Source organism: Intestinimonas timonensis, assembly GCF_900626145.1.
GTDB lineage: Bacteria > Bacillota > Clostridia > Oscillospirales > Oscillospiraceae > Intestinimonas > Intestinimonas aquisgranensis.
On record NZ_LR130816.1, the window covers coordinates 525017 to 540263 of the forward strand.

Annotated in this window: 16 protein-coding genes; 3 read left to right on the plus strand and 13 right to left on the minus strand. The window is 62.4% G+C overall.

Annotation, left to right across the window (positions count from 1 at the left end; translation table 11 throughout):
- Nucleotides 1-19: 19 nt before the first annotated feature.
- Nucleotides 20-763: a CoA transferase subunit A gene (locus E0E29_RS02715; RefSeq protein WP_130848530.1), complete on the plus strand. Its 744-nt coding sequence runs from the start codon at nucleotides 20-22 to the stop codon at nucleotides 761-763.
- Entirely contained in the window at nucleotides 763-1422 is a 660-nt protein-coding gene (locus tag E0E29_RS02720; RefSeq protein WP_130848531.1) for a CoA transferase subunit B, read from the plus strand. The genes E0E29_RS02715 and E0E29_RS02720 overlap by 1 nt, the downstream gene beginning before the upstream one ends.
- Nucleotides 1423-1486: 64 nt before the next feature.
- On the opposite strand, the gene obgE is transcribed toward E0E29_RS02720, so the two are convergent.
- The 12 genes from obgE to E0E29_RS02785 form a co-directional block, all read right to left on the minus strand.
- Nucleotides 1487-2764: a GTPase ObgE gene (gene obgE / locus E0E29_RS02725; protein ID WP_207303557.1), complete on the minus strand. Its 1278-nt coding sequence runs from the start codon at nucleotides 2762-2764 to the stop codon at nucleotides 1487-1489.
- Nucleotides 2765-3043: 279 nt separating this feature from the next.
- Nucleotides 3044-3328, minus strand: coding sequence for a 50S ribosomal protein L27 (gene rpmA, locus E0E29_RS02730; protein WP_101692346.1), 285 nt, complete (start codon nucleotides 3326-3328; stop codon nucleotides 3044-3046).
- A 4-nt stretch (nucleotides 3329-3332) separates the two neighbouring features.
- Entirely contained in the window at nucleotides 3333-3668 is a 336-nt protein-coding gene (locus E0E29_RS02735; RefSeq protein ID WP_130848532.1) for a ribosomal-processing cysteine protease Prp, read from the minus strand.
- 20 nt (nucleotides 3669-3688) lie between these two features.
- Complete coding sequence (gene rplU, locus E0E29_RS02740) at nucleotides 3689-4000, minus strand: 50S ribosomal protein L21 (protein ID WP_130848533.1); 312 nt, start codon at nucleotides 3998-4000, stop codon at nucleotides 3689-3691.
- A gap of 321 nt (nucleotides 4001-4321) precedes the next feature.
- A complete protein-coding gene (locus E0E29_RS02745; RefSeq protein ID WP_130848534.1) occupies nucleotides 4322-5419 on the minus strand; it encodes a metallophosphoesterase in 1098 nt (365 codons plus the stop codon).
- Nucleotides 5420-5454: 35 nt separating this feature from the next.
- On the minus strand, nucleotides 5455-6393 hold the full coding sequence (gene prmA / locus E0E29_RS02750; protein WP_130848535.1) for a 50S ribosomal protein L11 methyltransferase: 939 nt from the start codon (nucleotides 6391-6393) through the stop codon (nucleotides 5455-5457).
- A 22-nt stretch (nucleotides 6394-6415) separates the two neighbouring features.
- Nucleotides 6416-7282: a DegV family protein gene (locus E0E29_RS02755; RefSeq protein WP_130848536.1), complete on the minus strand. Its 867-nt coding sequence runs from the start codon at nucleotides 7280-7282 to the stop codon at nucleotides 6416-6418.
- 48 nt (nucleotides 7283-7330) lie between these two features.
- Complete coding sequence (locus E0E29_RS02760; RefSeq protein ID WP_130848537.1) at nucleotides 7331-7858, minus strand: DUF1836 domain-containing protein; 528 nt, start codon at nucleotides 7856-7858, stop codon at nucleotides 7331-7333.
- 155 nt (nucleotides 7859-8013) lie between these two features.
- Nucleotides 8014-8592 carry a hypothetical protein gene (locus E0E29_RS02765; protein WP_130848538.1) on the minus strand — a complete coding sequence of 193 codons (579 nt, stop codon included), beginning with the start codon at nucleotides 8590-8592 and terminating at the stop codon, nucleotides 8014-8016.
- A gap of 21 nt (nucleotides 8593-8613) precedes the next feature.
- Nucleotides 8614-9375 (minus strand): nucleoside phosphorylase, encoded by a 762-nt coding sequence (locus tag E0E29_RS02770; protein WP_130848539.1) that lies wholly within the window; start codon nucleotides 9373-9375, stop codon nucleotides 8614-8616.
- A gap of 851 nt (nucleotides 9376-10226) precedes the next feature.
- Nucleotides 10227-12035: a translation elongation factor 4 gene (gene lepA, locus E0E29_RS02780; protein WP_130848541.1), complete on the minus strand. Its 1809-nt coding sequence runs from the start codon at nucleotides 12033-12035 to the stop codon at nucleotides 10227-10229.
- Between the two features lie 71 nt (nucleotides 12036-12106).
- A complete protein-coding gene (locus E0E29_RS02785; RefSeq protein WP_130848542.1) occupies nucleotides 12107-12814 on the minus strand; it encodes a helix-turn-helix domain-containing protein in 708 nt (235 codons plus the stop codon).
- A gap of 170 nt (nucleotides 12815-12984) precedes the next feature.
- On the opposite strand from E0E29_RS02785, the gene pta reads away from it, so the two are divergent.
- Nucleotides 12985-13959 (plus strand): phosphate acetyltransferase, encoded by a 975-nt coding sequence (gene pta / locus E0E29_RS02790; RefSeq protein ID WP_130848543.1) that lies wholly within the window; start codon nucleotides 12985-12987, stop codon nucleotides 13957-13959.
- A gap of 182 nt (nucleotides 13960-14141) precedes the next feature.
- Here the strand turns inward: pta and E0E29_RS02795 are convergent, their stop codons facing one another.
- Nucleotides 14142-14999 carry an IS3 family transposase gene (locus tag E0E29_RS02795; RefSeq protein ID WP_130848459.1) on the minus strand — a complete coding sequence of 286 codons (858 nt, stop codon included), beginning with the start codon at nucleotides 14997-14999 and terminating at the stop codon, nucleotides 14142-14144.
- Nucleotides 15000-15247: the final 248 nt, after the last annotated feature.

Below are 15247 nucleotides of genomic sequence, written 5' to 3' on the forward strand. Positions count from 1 at the left end.
AGGAAAGGTGGCAAAGGATTTGAAATCAAAGATCGTGACCCGTGAGGAGGCCGTGGCCGGCATCCATGACGGCCAGGTCATCATGTTTGGAGACTGGCACGGAGAATTCTCCGCCGAGAAGCTCATCACCGAGATGCTGAAGAAGGGCGTCAAGGACATCGACGCCATCGCCGTGTCCGGCGGCATGCCGGACCAGGGCCTGGGCCGGCTCATCCACGAGCACCGGGTCAGAAGTCTCATCACCACCCATATTGGCCTCAATCCGGAGGCCAGAGACCAGATGTTCGCCGGGGAGCTGGACATTGAATTCGTGCCCCAGGGCACCTTTGCCGAGCGCATCCGCTGCGGCGGGGCCGGTCTGGGCGGCTGCCTCACCCCCACCGGACTCGGTACCGATGTGGAAAAGGGTAAGCAGAAGCTGACCATCAACGGTAAGGAATACCTGCTGGAGCTGCCCCTCCACGCCGACGTGGCCCTCATCAAGGCCACCAAGGCGGACCGGGCGGGCAACCTGAATTTCCGGCTCATCAGCCGGGCCACCAACAGCTACATGGCCCTGGCGGCCGATCTGGTCATCGCCGAGGTGGAGGAGCTGGTAGAGGTGGGCGAGCTGGGTCCCGATGATATCGACGTGCCCGCGCCCATTGTGGACATGGTGTATGTGCGTACGGGAGAGAAGAAGCCCTTCTGCCCCATGTGGCAGCGGGCGAAGGCCAAGGCAGAAGCCAAGGCGCGGGAAGCGGCGGAAGGAGGCAGCAAGTAATGGGAGCTCTCACCGGACGGGCGTTGATCGCGTCTCGCTGCGCGAAATTTTTCAAAGACGGTGATTTTGTCAATCTGGGCATCGGGCTGCCCCTGATGTGCGTCAACTACCTGCCGGAGGGGGTCGACCTCTGGCTGGAGGCCGAGATCGGCATCGTGGGCTGCGGCAGCTCTCCCTCCTGGAACGACGCCGACCCTGACCTCATCGACGCCGGCGGCCAGCCGGCCTCGGTCATTCCCGGTGGCAGCGTCTGTGACCACGCCACCTCCTTTGCCTACATCCGGGGCGGCCATATCGACGCGGCGGTGCTGGGCACCCTTGAGGTGGACCAGCACGGCAACATCGCCAACTGGACCATCCCCGGCAAGCTGGTGCCCGGCATGGGCGGTGCCATGGACCTGTGCTCCGGCGTGAAGAAGATCGTGGTGGCTACCGACCACTGCGAGAAGAACGGTAAGTCCAAGATCCTCAAGCAGTGCACCCTGCCGCTGACCGGCGCCCGCTGCGTCACCGACATCGTCACTGAGCGGTGCTATTTTGAGGTGACCCCGGAAGGGCTGGTGCTTCGGGAGCTGGCCCCCGGCTACACCGTGGAGGATATCAAGGCCTGTACCGAGGCCGACTTCCTGGTGCCAGACGAGATCGGCGTCATGGAGTGACAGCCCCCCTCCTGCGGTCAGCCACAAAGACAAAAAACGGAGCGCCGAAAGGCGCTCCGTTTTGTTATTTCTGGTATTCAAATTCCAGATTGTAGAGGCACACGGTGTCGCCGTCCTGGACGCCCATGGCCTCCATCCGCTGGAAGAGGCCGGACTCCCGCAGGACCCGGTCGAACCAGTTCCGGGACTCGATGTCGCCGAAGTTGACGTTGGCCATGAGCCGCTGGAGCCAGGGCCCGTCCACCATCCACACGTCGTCCACCTTCTCGATGGTGACGTCGCCGCTGGTGTCCAGCTCCGGGGGAGCGGGGACGTAGTCGGGCTCGTACACCGTGATGGGGGGCAACTGGGACAGCAGCCCGGCGGCGTGGCGCATGAGGGCGTCCACGCCCTGGTGGGTGGCAGCGGAGAGCTCAAAGAAGGTGAGCCCCTTGGCCTCCACATGGGCCTTCAGCTTCTCCAGCAGGGACCGGTCCTCAGCGATGTCGGCCTTGTTGCCGGCCACCAGCATGGGCCGCTCCGCCAGCTGGGGGCTGTACTGGGCCAGCTCGGCGTTGATGGCCTCAAAGTCCTCCACCGGGTCCCGGCCCTCCCGGCCGGACACGTCCACGATGTGGATAAGCAGCCGGCAGCGGTCGATGTGCCGGAGGAAGTCGTGGCCCAGACCGGCGCCCTCGCTGGCCCCCTCAATGATGCCGGGGATGTCGGCCATGACGAAGGAGACGCCCTCGTCCACGTAGACCACGCCCAGGTTGGGGAAGAGGGTGGTGAAGTGGTAGTCGGCGATCTTAGGCCGGGCCATGGAGACCACAGAGAGCAGGGTGGACTTGCCCACGTTGGGGAAGCCCACCAGGCCCACGTCGGCCAGCAGCTTCAGCTCCAGGATGACCTCCCGCTCCTGGCCGGGCAGGCCGGCCTTGGCGAAGTTGGGCACCTGGCGGGTGGGGGTGGCGAAGTGCTTGTTGCCCCAGCCGCCGTTGCCGCCCCGGCAGAGGACGAAAGGCTCGGTGGTGGACATGTCGGCAATGATCTGGCGGCTCTCGGCGTCCCGGACCACGGTGCCCAGGGGGACCTTGATGACCATGTCCTCTCCGTCCTTGCCCGAGCAGCGCTTGCCGGTGCCGTCCATGCCGTTGCCGGCCACATACTTGCGCTTGTAGCGGAAGTCCATCAGGGTGGACATGTGGGGGTCCACCTGGAGGATCACATCGCCGCCCCGGCCGCCGTCACCGCCGTCGGGGCCGCCGGCGGCCACATACTTCTCCCGGTGGAAGGCCACGGCGCCGTTGCCCCCCTTGCCGGACTTTACCGTGATCTTCGCGGTATCCACAAATGCTGGCATAGACAGCACCTCCTGTTTCTCAAAAATGCAGGCATTTTTTCGATGGGATGCAGACCGCTGCGTCGCACGCGCAAAGCGCGCACGCTTGCGGTCTGAGCAGTGTTTTTTCCGACGCACATGTCGCCGGAAAAAACGGATTTTATTTTCTTTCGCCGCCTGCGGGCGGCGAAACTCTGCCGAGGGCTTTCTGGAGCGCGAAAATATATACGGCAGACTGATGTGAAGAGAAAAAACGCCCCGAACAGAGGATACCCTGTCCGAGGCGTTATGATGCTCAAGTTACTGAGCGATCTCCACGATGGAGACCTGCTTGCGGTCCTTACCCAGACGCTCGAACTTGACCTTGCCGTCCTTGAGGGCGAACAGGGTGTCGTCGCTGCCCTTGCCCACGTTCACACCGGGGTGGATGTGGGTGCCGCGCTGACGCACCAGGATGTTGCCGGCCAGGACGAACTGACCGTCGCCCCGCTTCACGCCCAGACGCTTGGACTCGGAGTCACGGCCGTTCCGGGTGGAGCCGACGCCCTTCTTGTGAGCGAAGAACTGAAGACCGATCTTCAGCATGGTGTTACACCTCCATGTCGTAAACGATGATGTTGTCGGGATATTCCTCCCTCAGGTCGGTGAAGTAGACCATCATGGCCGTCAGAAGAGTCTGACAGGTGCTCTCGTTGGTCTGCCCCAATCCGCCGGGGAGCTTGAGGGTGATGGAGGCATCCTTTTCCCGCACCTTCACCGCGGCCTCAAGGCCGAGGATGTCGTTAACGGCGCACTCGATGAGCCGTACGGCACTGGTGACGGCGGCGCAGAGGATATCCTCCCCCTGGGAGGCCAGTCCGCTGTGACCCTTGACTTCAAAGCCGGTCAGGCGGCTGCCCTCCGTAAAAAAAGTAACCTCGATCATAGGTCCGGAAAGAGGGAGGCTCAGGCCTCGATCTTGCCGATGGTGACCTTGGTGTAGGGCTGACGGTGGCCCTGCTTGCGGCGGTAGCCCTTCTTGGGCTTGTACTTGAAGACGATGACCTTCTTGCCCTTGCCGTTCTTCACCACGGAAGCGGTGACCTTGGCGCCGTCCACCACGGGAGCGCCGAAGGTGGTCTTGTCGCCGTCCAGCACAGCCAGGACCTTATCGAAGGTCACGGTGTCGCCGGCCTCGACGGGAAGCTTCTCGATGAAGAGGGTATCACCCTCGGCCACCTTGTACTGCTTGCCGCCGGTCTCAATGATCGCGTGCATTCTGTTTTTCACTCCTTCATTACGGGCTCGCTGTCGGGGGTGGAAAGAAGCGCGGAGAAGCCGGGAGCAGGCGGGCAAGACCTGGAGCGGAGCAAACGGACCGCAGGTCCTGTGGGACCGGAGGCCGGCTTGCGCAGTCGCAGGGGCTTGGACGCCGTCGCGGAGGCTTCGCAGCGTGACAGTGAAGTAGCGCTGAGCGCTCTCTCACTTTCGTACCCAGTCAAAGCGGCTATAATAGTATATCAGTGCCTATGGTGCTTGTCAATGGATTTCTGCCCTAATTTCTCCCTTTTTTCACAATAAAAACGGGGAAAAAGCCGGTCAGGGTTCGGCCAGCCGCCCCTGATACCAGCCGGTGGAGCCGTTCTTCTTCACCAGAGCGCCCCGGGAGGTCTCCTCCACTACGGAGAGAAGGTCGCCGGGGGCAACGGGGAGACGGTAGTCGGTGGAGTCCAGACACCACCACTGCCCATCCCGGCACCGCAGGTACTTGGTGAGCACCCACAGTGTCTGCCCTGTGCTCAGGTGGCGGCACAGGGAAAACTCCTCCCCCCGCTCCAGCACCTCCACGGCGTGGTCGCTCCAGGAGATGGTGAAGGGATCGGCGCTGGCCGCCTGGCCGTCCAGGGCCCGGCGGACGGGTAGGTCATCGTAGGAGCACCAGGTGATGTCCTCACCCTCCCGGGGGAGGATGAGGGCGTTGAGCTGGCCGTCGGCCTGAAGGACGCAGCCGCCATCGATGCTGATGATCTTTCGGTCCCGGCAGACCAGGGGCTCACAGCAGGGGTGCCCGGTGCGGTAGAGGGTCACCGGCCAGTGCCCCACCACGCAGTAATAGGGGAAGGAATGGCCCTGGGAGAGGAAGTCGTCGTTTTTCATGCACTTCCAGGCGTCCAGCTCCTCCATGTGATCGTAGGAGGGGACGCCGCCGTGGACGAAGACATAGCCCGGGGCGGTGAGGATGGTGGGCAGGCTCCGGAGGAAGTCCAGCTCGGGGGCGAACTGCTCCCGCAGGACGACCCGCAGGGCGGGCAGGTCCTCGGGGGAGGACACGGGCGCGCCGATCTCCATGGCCATCTGAGTGATGAGGGAGCGCTCCTTCCACACGCTCAGGTAGTAGCGGAAGAAGTCCCGGCCCAGGCCGGCGTTCTGGTCCACGAAGTCCACCGCCAGATTGTCGCAGTTGCCACACAGGGCGTGGACGGTGTGGGTCTGGGAGAGCTCCATGACATAGCGCAGGGTGGCCAGGCTGTCGGGACCCTTTTCGATGAGGTCGCCCACCAGCACCAGGGCGTCATCGGGGGTAAAGCCCACCTTGTCCAGCAGGCCCTTCAGCCAGGGCAGGTTTCCGTGGACGTCGCTGACCGCCAGCAGCCGTCCGTTGGTGGGAAAGGGGATGGGGCGGACCACCGCCTTCATGGGTCAGGACCTCCTTTTCACAGGCTTTGGGACGTTCAGAAGCGGGCGGCGTAGGCCACCCAGCCGTCCCGGTCCTTCCGGCCAAAGACGGTGAGGCCGTTCTTCTCCAGAGCGGCGCGGACCTCCTCGCAGCGGGTGTCGATGATGCCGGAACACAGGAAGACGCCGCCGGGGGCCAGCAGTTCCTCCACGTGGGCGGAGAGGGGGATGATGACGTCGGCCACGATGTTGGCCAGCACCACATCGTACTTCTGCTCAGCCAGACGGGCCTTCAGGGAGGCGTCGGAGAGGATGTCCCCGGCCAGCACGGTGTACTTGTCCCGGCCAATGCCGTTGAGGCCGGCGTTTTCGTAGGCCACGTCCACCGCCTTGGGGTCGATGTCCACACCGATGGCGGAGGTGGCCCCCAGCAGCAGGGAGGCGATGGACAGGATGCCGGAGCCGCAGCCCAGGTCCAGCACCTTGGCGCCCTCCTTCACCGACTGCTCGGTCCACTCCAGGCACAGGCGGGTGGAGGCGTGGTTGCCGGTGCCGAAGGTGAGGCCGGGGTTGAGGTAGAGGGCGGTCCGGCCGTCGGGCACGGGCTCCCCCTTCTCCCACTCGGGCACCACGTAGAGCCGCTCCCCGATGGAGAGGGGCTTATAGTATTTCTGCCAGCTGGTGGCCCAGTCGTTCTCCCGCAGGGGGGTGGTGGAGTAGGGCAGGTCGATGCCCGCCATCCACTTCTCCAGCTGGGCCTTGCCGTCGGCGTCGTCGGTGACGTAGAATTTCACCCGGGCGGCGCCCTTCATCCGCTCCAGCAGCTCGTCGTCCACGTAGTCCCAATACTGCCGGTTCTGCTCCAGAAAGGTCTTGAAATCGTTTTCATCTTCAATGGCCAGACCGGTGGCGCCGTTCATGGTCAGCTTGGCGCACAGGTCATCCAGTTGAGGTTCGGTGGTCTCCACCGTGACCTCCAGCCATGTCATATCCATAGATGCAGCTCCTTCGGAAAAATTACCGCTTGGTGCCCAGGAAGAAGAGGGCCAGCGTGCCGGGGCCGGAGTGGGCGCCGATGACGGGCCCCACGTTGTTGATGACCACGTCCTTGGTGCCGAAGCGCTTCTTCACGTCGGCGGCCACCTTCTCGGCGTCGGCCAGGCAGTCGCCGTGGCTGATGAAGACGGTGTCCACATCGGTGACAGTCTGCTCCATGTGGTCCACCAGGGCGGTGAGGGAAGCCCCGCGGCCTCTGGCCTTGCCCATGCTGATGAGGTGGCCCTCGTCGTCCACGTGGAGGACGGGCTTGATGGAGAGCATGGTGCCCACCACGGCGGTGGCGGCGGAGATACGGCCGCCCCGCTTGAGGAAGTGGAGGTCGTCCACGGTGAACCAGTGGCACAGATGGAGCTTGTTCTCCTCCACCCAGTCCCGGACCTCCTCAATGGACTTGCCCTTCTTCTGCTCCTGAACGGCGTGCCACACCAGCAGGCCCTGGCCCAGGGAGGCGCACAGGGTGTCCACGGTGTAGATCTTCCGGTCGGGGTACTGCTCGGAGAGCTCATTCACCGCGATGACCGAGGACTGATAGGTGGTGGACAGACCGGAGGAGAAGGCCAGCACCAGCACGTCCTTCCCGGCCTGGAGGAAAGGCTCCAGCATATTGGTGTACTCAGCCACGTTGACGGCGGAGGTGGTGGCCATCTCCCCGTCCCGGAGCATCTTGTAAAAGACCTTGGGGTCCATCTCCCGGTCGTCGGGGTAGTTGTGGTAGGTCTTGCCCTGGACCGTGAAGGACAGGGGGAGCACCTCTACCCCCAGCTCCTGGACCAGGCTGGCCGGCAGGTCGGCGGAAGAGTCGGTGACGATGACATAATCGCTCATATGGTAATTACCTCCCGTATAAAATGGAACATATACTCCGATTTGAGATCACTTTTTGCGGCGCTCCTGCTTCTCCTCCTGGGGGGCGATGAGGGAGAGGATGCGCTGGCAGGCCAGCTTGTCGGCATAGCTGCGCAGGGCCAGCCGCAGGGCCAGCCGGGGCAGGTCCTCCTGGCTCAGGTCGGGGTCCAGCACCTCGGCGGTGCAGTCCAGAGCCAGGGAGAGCTCCTGATAGAAGGCGGCGTACAGCTTTTCCGGGTCCCGGCCGGCGCTGCCGTTCTCCAGCAGGGTGCGGGTGTCCCGGACGGAGAGGACCTGCTTGAGGGCGCAGATGGCGGTGAGGTAGCCCAGGTGGGTCTTGTTGTACTTCTTGCCCTCGGCCCGGGGGAGCAGGACGTCCTTGATATAGTTGTTCACCATGGCGGGAGTCAGGGCCTCGCCGCCGTCATAGGAGATGAGCTGGCGGGAAATGTAGGAGATGACCTGGTCCATGTAGAGGCCGATGTCGGGAAAGCTGTCCCACACCATGGGGCGCTCCTCCTCCAGCCGGCGCTTCAGTTCTTCCAGTTCCTCCACCGTGGGTCACTCCTTGTCTTTCGTAGTTTTAAATATGACGTTTCAACATATCGATATGAATTATACCACGATTTCAGTGCCGCGTAAAGGGCCGTGAGAGGGCGAAAAAAGGCCCGGAGTCCTTCCGGCGAGCGGGCTCCGGGCATAGGGACGTGTCAGGCCTCCCTGGCGTCCAGATTGGTGGCGGCGGCAAAGAAGCCGGCCCACTGGGCCGAGCGGAAAAAGACCAGCTGACCGGGCAGACGGATGTCCTCCACGGTGAGGAAACGCTTTTTCTCCTCCCGCTCAGCCAGCAGGCCGTTGAGGTGGGTGAGCAGGCCCATGTCCAGCCACCCGCCCAGGTCCTGGGCCTCGTATTGGCAAGCCTCGCCGTTGAGGGTGAAGGTGAGGGTCCGCCTGCCGTCGGCGGCGGGGGAGAGCTCACCGCCGGAGAGGGCCACGGCCCCGTCGGTGAGGGCGGAGAGGCCCTGGAGCAGGTCCTGGTACATGGTGTCGGGGGAGGGGGATTCGGGGACCGTCACCAGGGCCTGGTCGGGCTCGTCCTGGGCCAGACGGCACAGGAGGGAGAGGTAGGCCGGGTCCTCGTAGGACTCGGGATGGGACTGGAAGTGGGCCTCCAGTTCAGGGGTAAAGCGGAAGCTCAGCCGCTTGAGGGTGGCCAGCTGTTGGTCCACCGGCACCGCCGGGCGGCGGAGCTGGGAGGAGAGGAGACCGGCAAAGTGGTCAAGATCCATAGATATTCCGTCCTTTCTCTCTCAGGGGGTGACACGGCGGGCCAGCTCCAGGGCCAGCCGGAAGTAGGCCTCCTTGGCGTCCTGGGGCAGCTTGCCCAGCAGGCCGGGGTCCCAGAAGTCGCCCCCCAGGTTGTCTTCGGTGTAGAGGAACTGGTAGAATTCCACGCCCCGGAATTGACACACCGCCGCGCAGGCGGCACACTCCATGTCCACGCAGAGGCAGCCCTCAGCCTGTCGCCGGGCCACGTTCCGCCGGGTCTCCCGGTAGAGGGCGTCGGTGGTCCAGGTGCGGCCCTCCACAAAAGGCACCCCCAGCTCCGTGAGGACCCGGGCGGTGCGGGGCGCGGTATCCAGAGCAATATAGTCCTCCTCCGGGGGAAGGTAGTGGTAGCTCACGCCCTCGTCCCGGCGGGCCGCCGTGGGGACGATGAGGTGGCCGTCGGGCAGGTCACGGGTCAGGGAGCCGCAGGAGCCGAAGAGAATAAAGCGGCGGGCGCCCCGGGCGATGACCTCCTCCATCATGCCGGCGGAGGCGGCGCCCCCCAGCAGGGTCTGGTAGAGGCCGAAGGTCTTGCCCTGGTAATCGATGGCGTAGATGGGAATCTGGAAAAAGACGGGCAGGTGGCCCAGCACACGGGTCCCCGGCCAGCCGGCGGCGGCCTGGGTCAGAGAGGGCTGGAAGGTGACCACCACCGTCTCGGGAAAGCCCTCCACCGGCGCGGCGGCGTGGCTGGGCTCCAGCACCGCCTCCCGGGCGGGGTCGTAGGCGTCCAGAATGCTCATGGGGACCTCCTTTTTTCCGGTGGGGAAGCGAAATGGGGCCTAAAAGTGTCTCTCCGTTCCCCAGAGGGATGAGAGCGGGCTGCGTAGTCGCGCAAGGAACGTTCAAAACCCGTTTCTTTTTCCCTGCTGGAAAAAGAACGGTTTTTGGAATCCAAAGAAAAAGGGGCTCCCGTGCGGGTTGAGTGGCTCCAAATAGGAATCCGGCGGCCCGTCTTTACGCCCCCGCCCAGCACCAGCACCGTCCACAGGTGACTCCGCCTGTGGAACAGGGAAAAGCCGTGGTTCTATCCCACATTTTTTCGCCGCCTGCGCGGGTGGGGGTCGGGGTGTGGCGCCGCTGACTGGGATTCCTTCTATTGTGGAGTGTGTCGGGATCGTCGCGCCCCACAATAGGAAGAGAGCCCCAGAAGGCAAAAGGAGCTGCTTTTCTGTTACTCCTCGTCCAGCTTGAGGACGGCCATGGCGTCGAAGCAAAGTCCGCTTCCCTTGGTTTCCGCCTGGCGGCGAAAACCCGGTCCGCTCCCTTGCTTCTCCTTTTCCCGTCGGACCCGCTGCGCTGGGCTCCGCCGGGAGGCCGCCTGCGGCGGCGGTTTACTCTTCGTCCAGCTTGAGGACGGCCATAAATGCCTCGGTGGGGAGCTGTACGCTGCCCAGAGAGCGCATCTTCTTTTTGCCCGCCCCACAAAAGGCATGGCCTTTTGCGGGGACCCCATGAAAGACTTCACATGCTCGGCGGAAGTGAATTCCGCCTGCGCCAAGGTTTTGGGCCGATGGCCCAAAACGCTTGCACGGCGCGTAACGCGCCGCCCCGCCATGCGGGTCCCCAGAGGGCAAAAGAAGCTGCTTTTCTGTTATTCCTCGTCCAGCTTGAGGACGGCCATGAATGCCTCAGTGGGAAGCTGGACGGAACCAAGACTCCGCATCTTCTTTTTGCCCTCTTTCTGCTTCTCCAGCAGCTTTTTCTTACGGGTGATGTCGCCGCCGTAGCACTTGGCCAGCACGTCCTTACGCATGGCCCGGACGGTCTCACGGGCGATGATCTTGCCGCCGATAGCCGCTTGGACGGGCACCTCGAAGAGCTGGCGGGGGATATTGTCCTTGAGCTTCTCGCACAGCCTTCTGGCTCGGCCATAGGCCTTTTCCCGGTGGGCGATGAAGGAGAGGGCGTCCACCTGGTCGCCGTTGAGCAGCAGGTCCACCTTCACCAGGTCGCTGACCTCGTAGCGGTCCAGCTCATAGTCCAGGGAGGCGTAGCCCTTGGTGCGGGCCTTCAGGGTGTCGAAGAAGTCGTAGATGATCTCATTGAGGGGCATGGAGTAGTGGAGCTCCACCAGGTTGGTGTCCAGGTACTGCATGTCCTTGAACTCCGCCCGCCGCTCCTGACACATGGGCATGATGTTGCCCACATAGTCCGGCGGGGTGAGGATGGTCACCTTGGCGTAGGGCTCCCGTGCCTCGGCGATGACGGCGGGATCGGGGTAGTTGTGGGGGTTGTCCACCTTGACCACGGCGCCGTCGGTCTTGGTGATCTCGTAGATGACCGAGGGCAGGGTGGTGATGAGGTCCAGGTTGAACTCCCGCTCCAGCCGCTCCTGGATGATCTCCATGTGGAGCATGCCCAAAAAGCCGCACCGGAAGCCGAAGCCAAGAGCCACGGAGGACTCGGGCTCAAAGGAGAGGGAGGCGTCGTTGAGCTGGAGCTTTTCCAGGGCGTCCCGCAGGTCGGGGTACTTGGAGCCGTCCTCGGTATAGATGCCGCAGTAGACCATGGGGCGGGCAGGGCGGTAGCCGGGGAGAGGCTCGGCGGCGGGCTGGTCGGCACCGGTGACGGTGTCGCCCACCCGGGTGTCCTTCACGTCCTTGATGGAGGCGGTGAAGTAGCCTACCTCGCCGGCAATGAGCTCAGAGCAGGGCTCCATGCCGATGGGGAGGAGGTGTCCGCACTCCAGCACCTGGTAGCTGGCGCCGGAGGCCATCATCTTCACGTTCATGCCGGTCTTGATGGTGCCCTCCATGACCCGGAAGTAGACGATGACGCCCCGGTAGGGGTCATACTGGCTGTCGAAGATGAGGGCCTGGAGGGGGGCGGCGGGATCGCCCTTGGGGGCGGGGATGTTCTGGACGATGTCCTCCAGCACGGCGGGGATGTTGATGCCCACCTTGGCGGAGATCTCGGGGGCGTCCTGGGCGGGAATGCCGATGACGTTCTCGATCTCGTCCTTTACCCGGTGGGGGTCGGCGGCGGGCAGGTCGATCTTGTTGATGACGGGGAGGATTTCCAGGTCGTGCTCCACAGCCAGGTAGGTGTTGGCCAGGGTTTGGGCCTCGATGCCCTGGGCGGCATCCACCACCAGAATGGCGCCCTCGCAGGCGGCCAGGGAGCGGCTCACCTCGTAGTTGAAGTCCACGTGGCCCGGGGTGTCGATGAGGTTGAGCTCGTAGTTCTCACCGTCCTCGGCCTTGTAGTTGAGGCGCACCGCACGGGCCTTGATGGTGATGCCGCGCTCCTTTTCCAGGTCCATGTTGTCCAGCAGCTGGGACTCCATCTCCCGCTGAGACACCGCTCCGCACAGCTCAATGAGCCGGTCGGACAGCGTGGACTTGCCGTGGTCAATGTGGGCGATGATGGAAAAATTGCGGATTTTACTTTGATCGGTCATAGATAAAACCTCCGGTAGGGGGATAGAGAAAACGATGCATGGGGAAATGGATGAACCTCAGGCAGGGGCGGTTATTTGCTGCCGTCGGCCTGATAGGCGGCTACACGGCGGCTGATGCGCTCACCGGTGTTGTGGATGATCTGCAGGAGGGACTGATAGGCGCCGGGGTAGGCCTGGGTGAGCATGTCGTGGTTGATGGGGGGCAGGCTTCCGGCCTCCTTCACCTGGCTGGCTAGGGCATCCACGTACTCCACCTCGGCGCAGGTCATGTCGGCGTTGGCAAGACCTGAGACGAACCGCCGGGCGGGGATGGTGAAGAAGTCCTCGTTATTGTTGCCGTCGGCCCGGTAGAGGTGGCGGAACATTTTATAGATGGCGGTGCTCAGGTAGTCGGAACAGGCCCGGATCGCATCCTTGCTGCCCGACTTGCCCAGCAGGTCAAAGAGGACGCCGATGGAATTGACCAGCAGCTTCTTGGACAGCGTGGCCATGATGCTGCCCCGGAGGACGTTGTCCTTTTCGGCGCTGTAATCAAAGAGGCTCTCGGCGTCCACGATGGTGGTGCCGTCCCGGCTGAGGGTCCGGCCCAGAAGAAAGTCGGCCGATACGCCGTAGTAATCACAGGCCTTCACCACAAAGGCGAGACCGGGCTCACGGATGCCGTTTTCGTAGTGGCTCAGCAGGGCCTGGGAGATCCCCAGATCCTTGGCCACCGAGCGCTGGGAAATGCCCTTTTCCTTCCGCAGCAGGGTCAGGGAGCGGGAAAAATCCGAACTCATATTCGTTACACCTCGCAAAAAACAGTATGTATAGTATAGTTTGTAAAATACAAAAAGTAAAGCGTAAAGTTTCAGATTCTGGACAATTTGGGCATTGTGATGGAGAAAGGCTTGATGTATAATGTAACTTACCGGAGAAACTACGAATACACACATGGAGGCGTGTAAACATGTTTGAGAATCTGGTTGAAAAGCTGAAAAAGAATCCCACCACCCTGGTCTTCACCGAGGGCCCCGATCCCCGTATTCTGGAGGCCGCTTCCCGGCTGAAGAAGGAGGGCATCCTGGAGCCCCTGCTGGTGGGCAACCCCGAGGAGGTCCAGGCCGCCGCTGCCAAGGGTGGTTTTGACATCACTGACATCCGCATCGTGGACCCCGCCAACTACCGCCGCATGGACGAGCTGGTGGAGAAGATGGTGGAGCTGCGCAAGGGCAAGATGAGCCCTGAGGAGTGCAAGGCCGCCCTGCTGAAGGGCAACTACTTCGGCACCATGCTGGTGAAGCTGGGCGTGGCCGACTGCCTGCTGGGCGGCGCCACCTACTCCACCGCCGACACCGTCCGTCCCGCCCTGCAGCTGGTCAAGACCAAGCCCGGCAGCAAGAGCGTGTCCTCCTGCTTCGTTCTGGTCCGCGAGCGGGCCGACGGCAGCGAGGAGAAGTACGTCATGGGCGACTGCGCCATCAACATCGAGCCCTCCGCCGAGGAGATGGCTGAGTGCGCCATCGAGTGCGCCCACACCGCCGAGATCTTCGGCATCGACCCCAAGGTGGCCATGCTGAGCTACTCCACCAAGGGCTCCGGCAAGGGCGAGAAGGTGGACAAGGTGGTGGAGGCCCTGAAGCTGGCCCAGGCCGCCGCGCCCGAGCTGGCCATCGACGGCGAGCTGCAGTTTGACGCCGCCTTCTCCCCCGTGGTGGCCCAGACCAAGTGCAAGGGCTCTCCCGTGGCTGGCCAGGCCAACGTCTTCATCTTCCCCGAGATCCAGGCCGGCAACATCGGCTACAAGATCGCCCAGCGTCTGGGCGGCTTCGCCGCTTACGGCCCCATCCTCCAGGGCCTGAACGCCCCCATCAACGACCTCTCCCGCGGCTGTGACGCCGAGGAGGTCTACAACATGGCCATCATCACCGCCGGCCTGAAGTAATTTTACAGAGTGATCTTTGCCCCGCACCGTCTGTCTCCCGGATGGCGCGGGGCTTTTTTCGGCGAGGACGGTCCGGCCACGGCCGGAAAGGAACAGTCAAAAAGGACCCGCCCTGGGGCGCTGAACTGCCCCAGATTGTGCGGACAGTACAAAAAAGAGCCCTTAGTAGGAAAGATTAAGTTTTAAGCGGAGAGGCGTCGCGCCAGCGGCGCCTCTCCAGTTTTTAACTGGATGCGCTCATGGTTATAGAAGTAAATATAGCGGTCAATCATCTCATTGGCTTCGGAAAAGGTCGCCGGTTTGTGGCGGTAAATACATTCTGTTTTGAGGATAGAGAAGAAATTTTCCGCCATGGCGTTGTCGTACGGGTTTCCTTTCCTTGACATGGATGGTGTGATTCCGTATGCTTGAGTCAGATTGAAGTATGCTGCAGAGGTGTACTGAAATCCTTGGTCGCTGTGGAGCTGCAACTCCGCAGCGACCCTCTTTTTCTCCTGTTTCATTGCCAGATGAACGGTATCCAGAACCAAATTCACTGTCTGCTGGGTTCCAGTCTTGTAGGCGATGATGCTGTTGTCATAGAGGTCCCGGATTATGGAAAGGTACAGCACACCCTGCCTGGTGTGGATGTAGGAGATGTCTGTTACCCATTTGCTGTTAGGTTTGTCCGCATGGAACTCCCTGTTCAGCAGATTCCTGTATTTGTGTGCCTGCCGCCCCATCTGCTGCCATTTCCTGCGGCGGCGGATCTCCGAGAGCAGATCATATTTCTTCATGATTCGCAGCACAGTTTTGGGATTGCAGAAGATATTCCGGCTTTTCAGCCACAGCCACATCCGCCGGTAGCCGTAGGTGCGGAAGCTGCGTTCCCGCTGCTGTGCGATGAGCCCCGCAAGAGCCGCATCCTTTTCTGGCTTGCCTAGGCGATGGACAAAAGCATAGTAGCCGCTTCTGGACACTCCAAAGAATTTGCACATGACTGCCACTGGATACTCTGTCCTGTGACGATAGATGATATGATACTTTACCTTTGCTCTCACTTCCTCGTATAATAAGATTTGCAGACAGTTTAAAGTGTATCTGCTTAGTTCACTTTTAACGATCAGCAGGCTTCGGGATACCCGTGATACAATGGCTGTAGGACAGCAGGGTCAAGTTCTATCACTTCCAGTTGAACCGCAAGGCTGCTTCAAGGAAAGTCCGTTCCCCTGAACCGGAAGTTAGCTGCAAACTCATTGGCTGTTTGCCGGAGCAAGACCGCCCTTTCAGCAGTGAGGGCTATCGCATT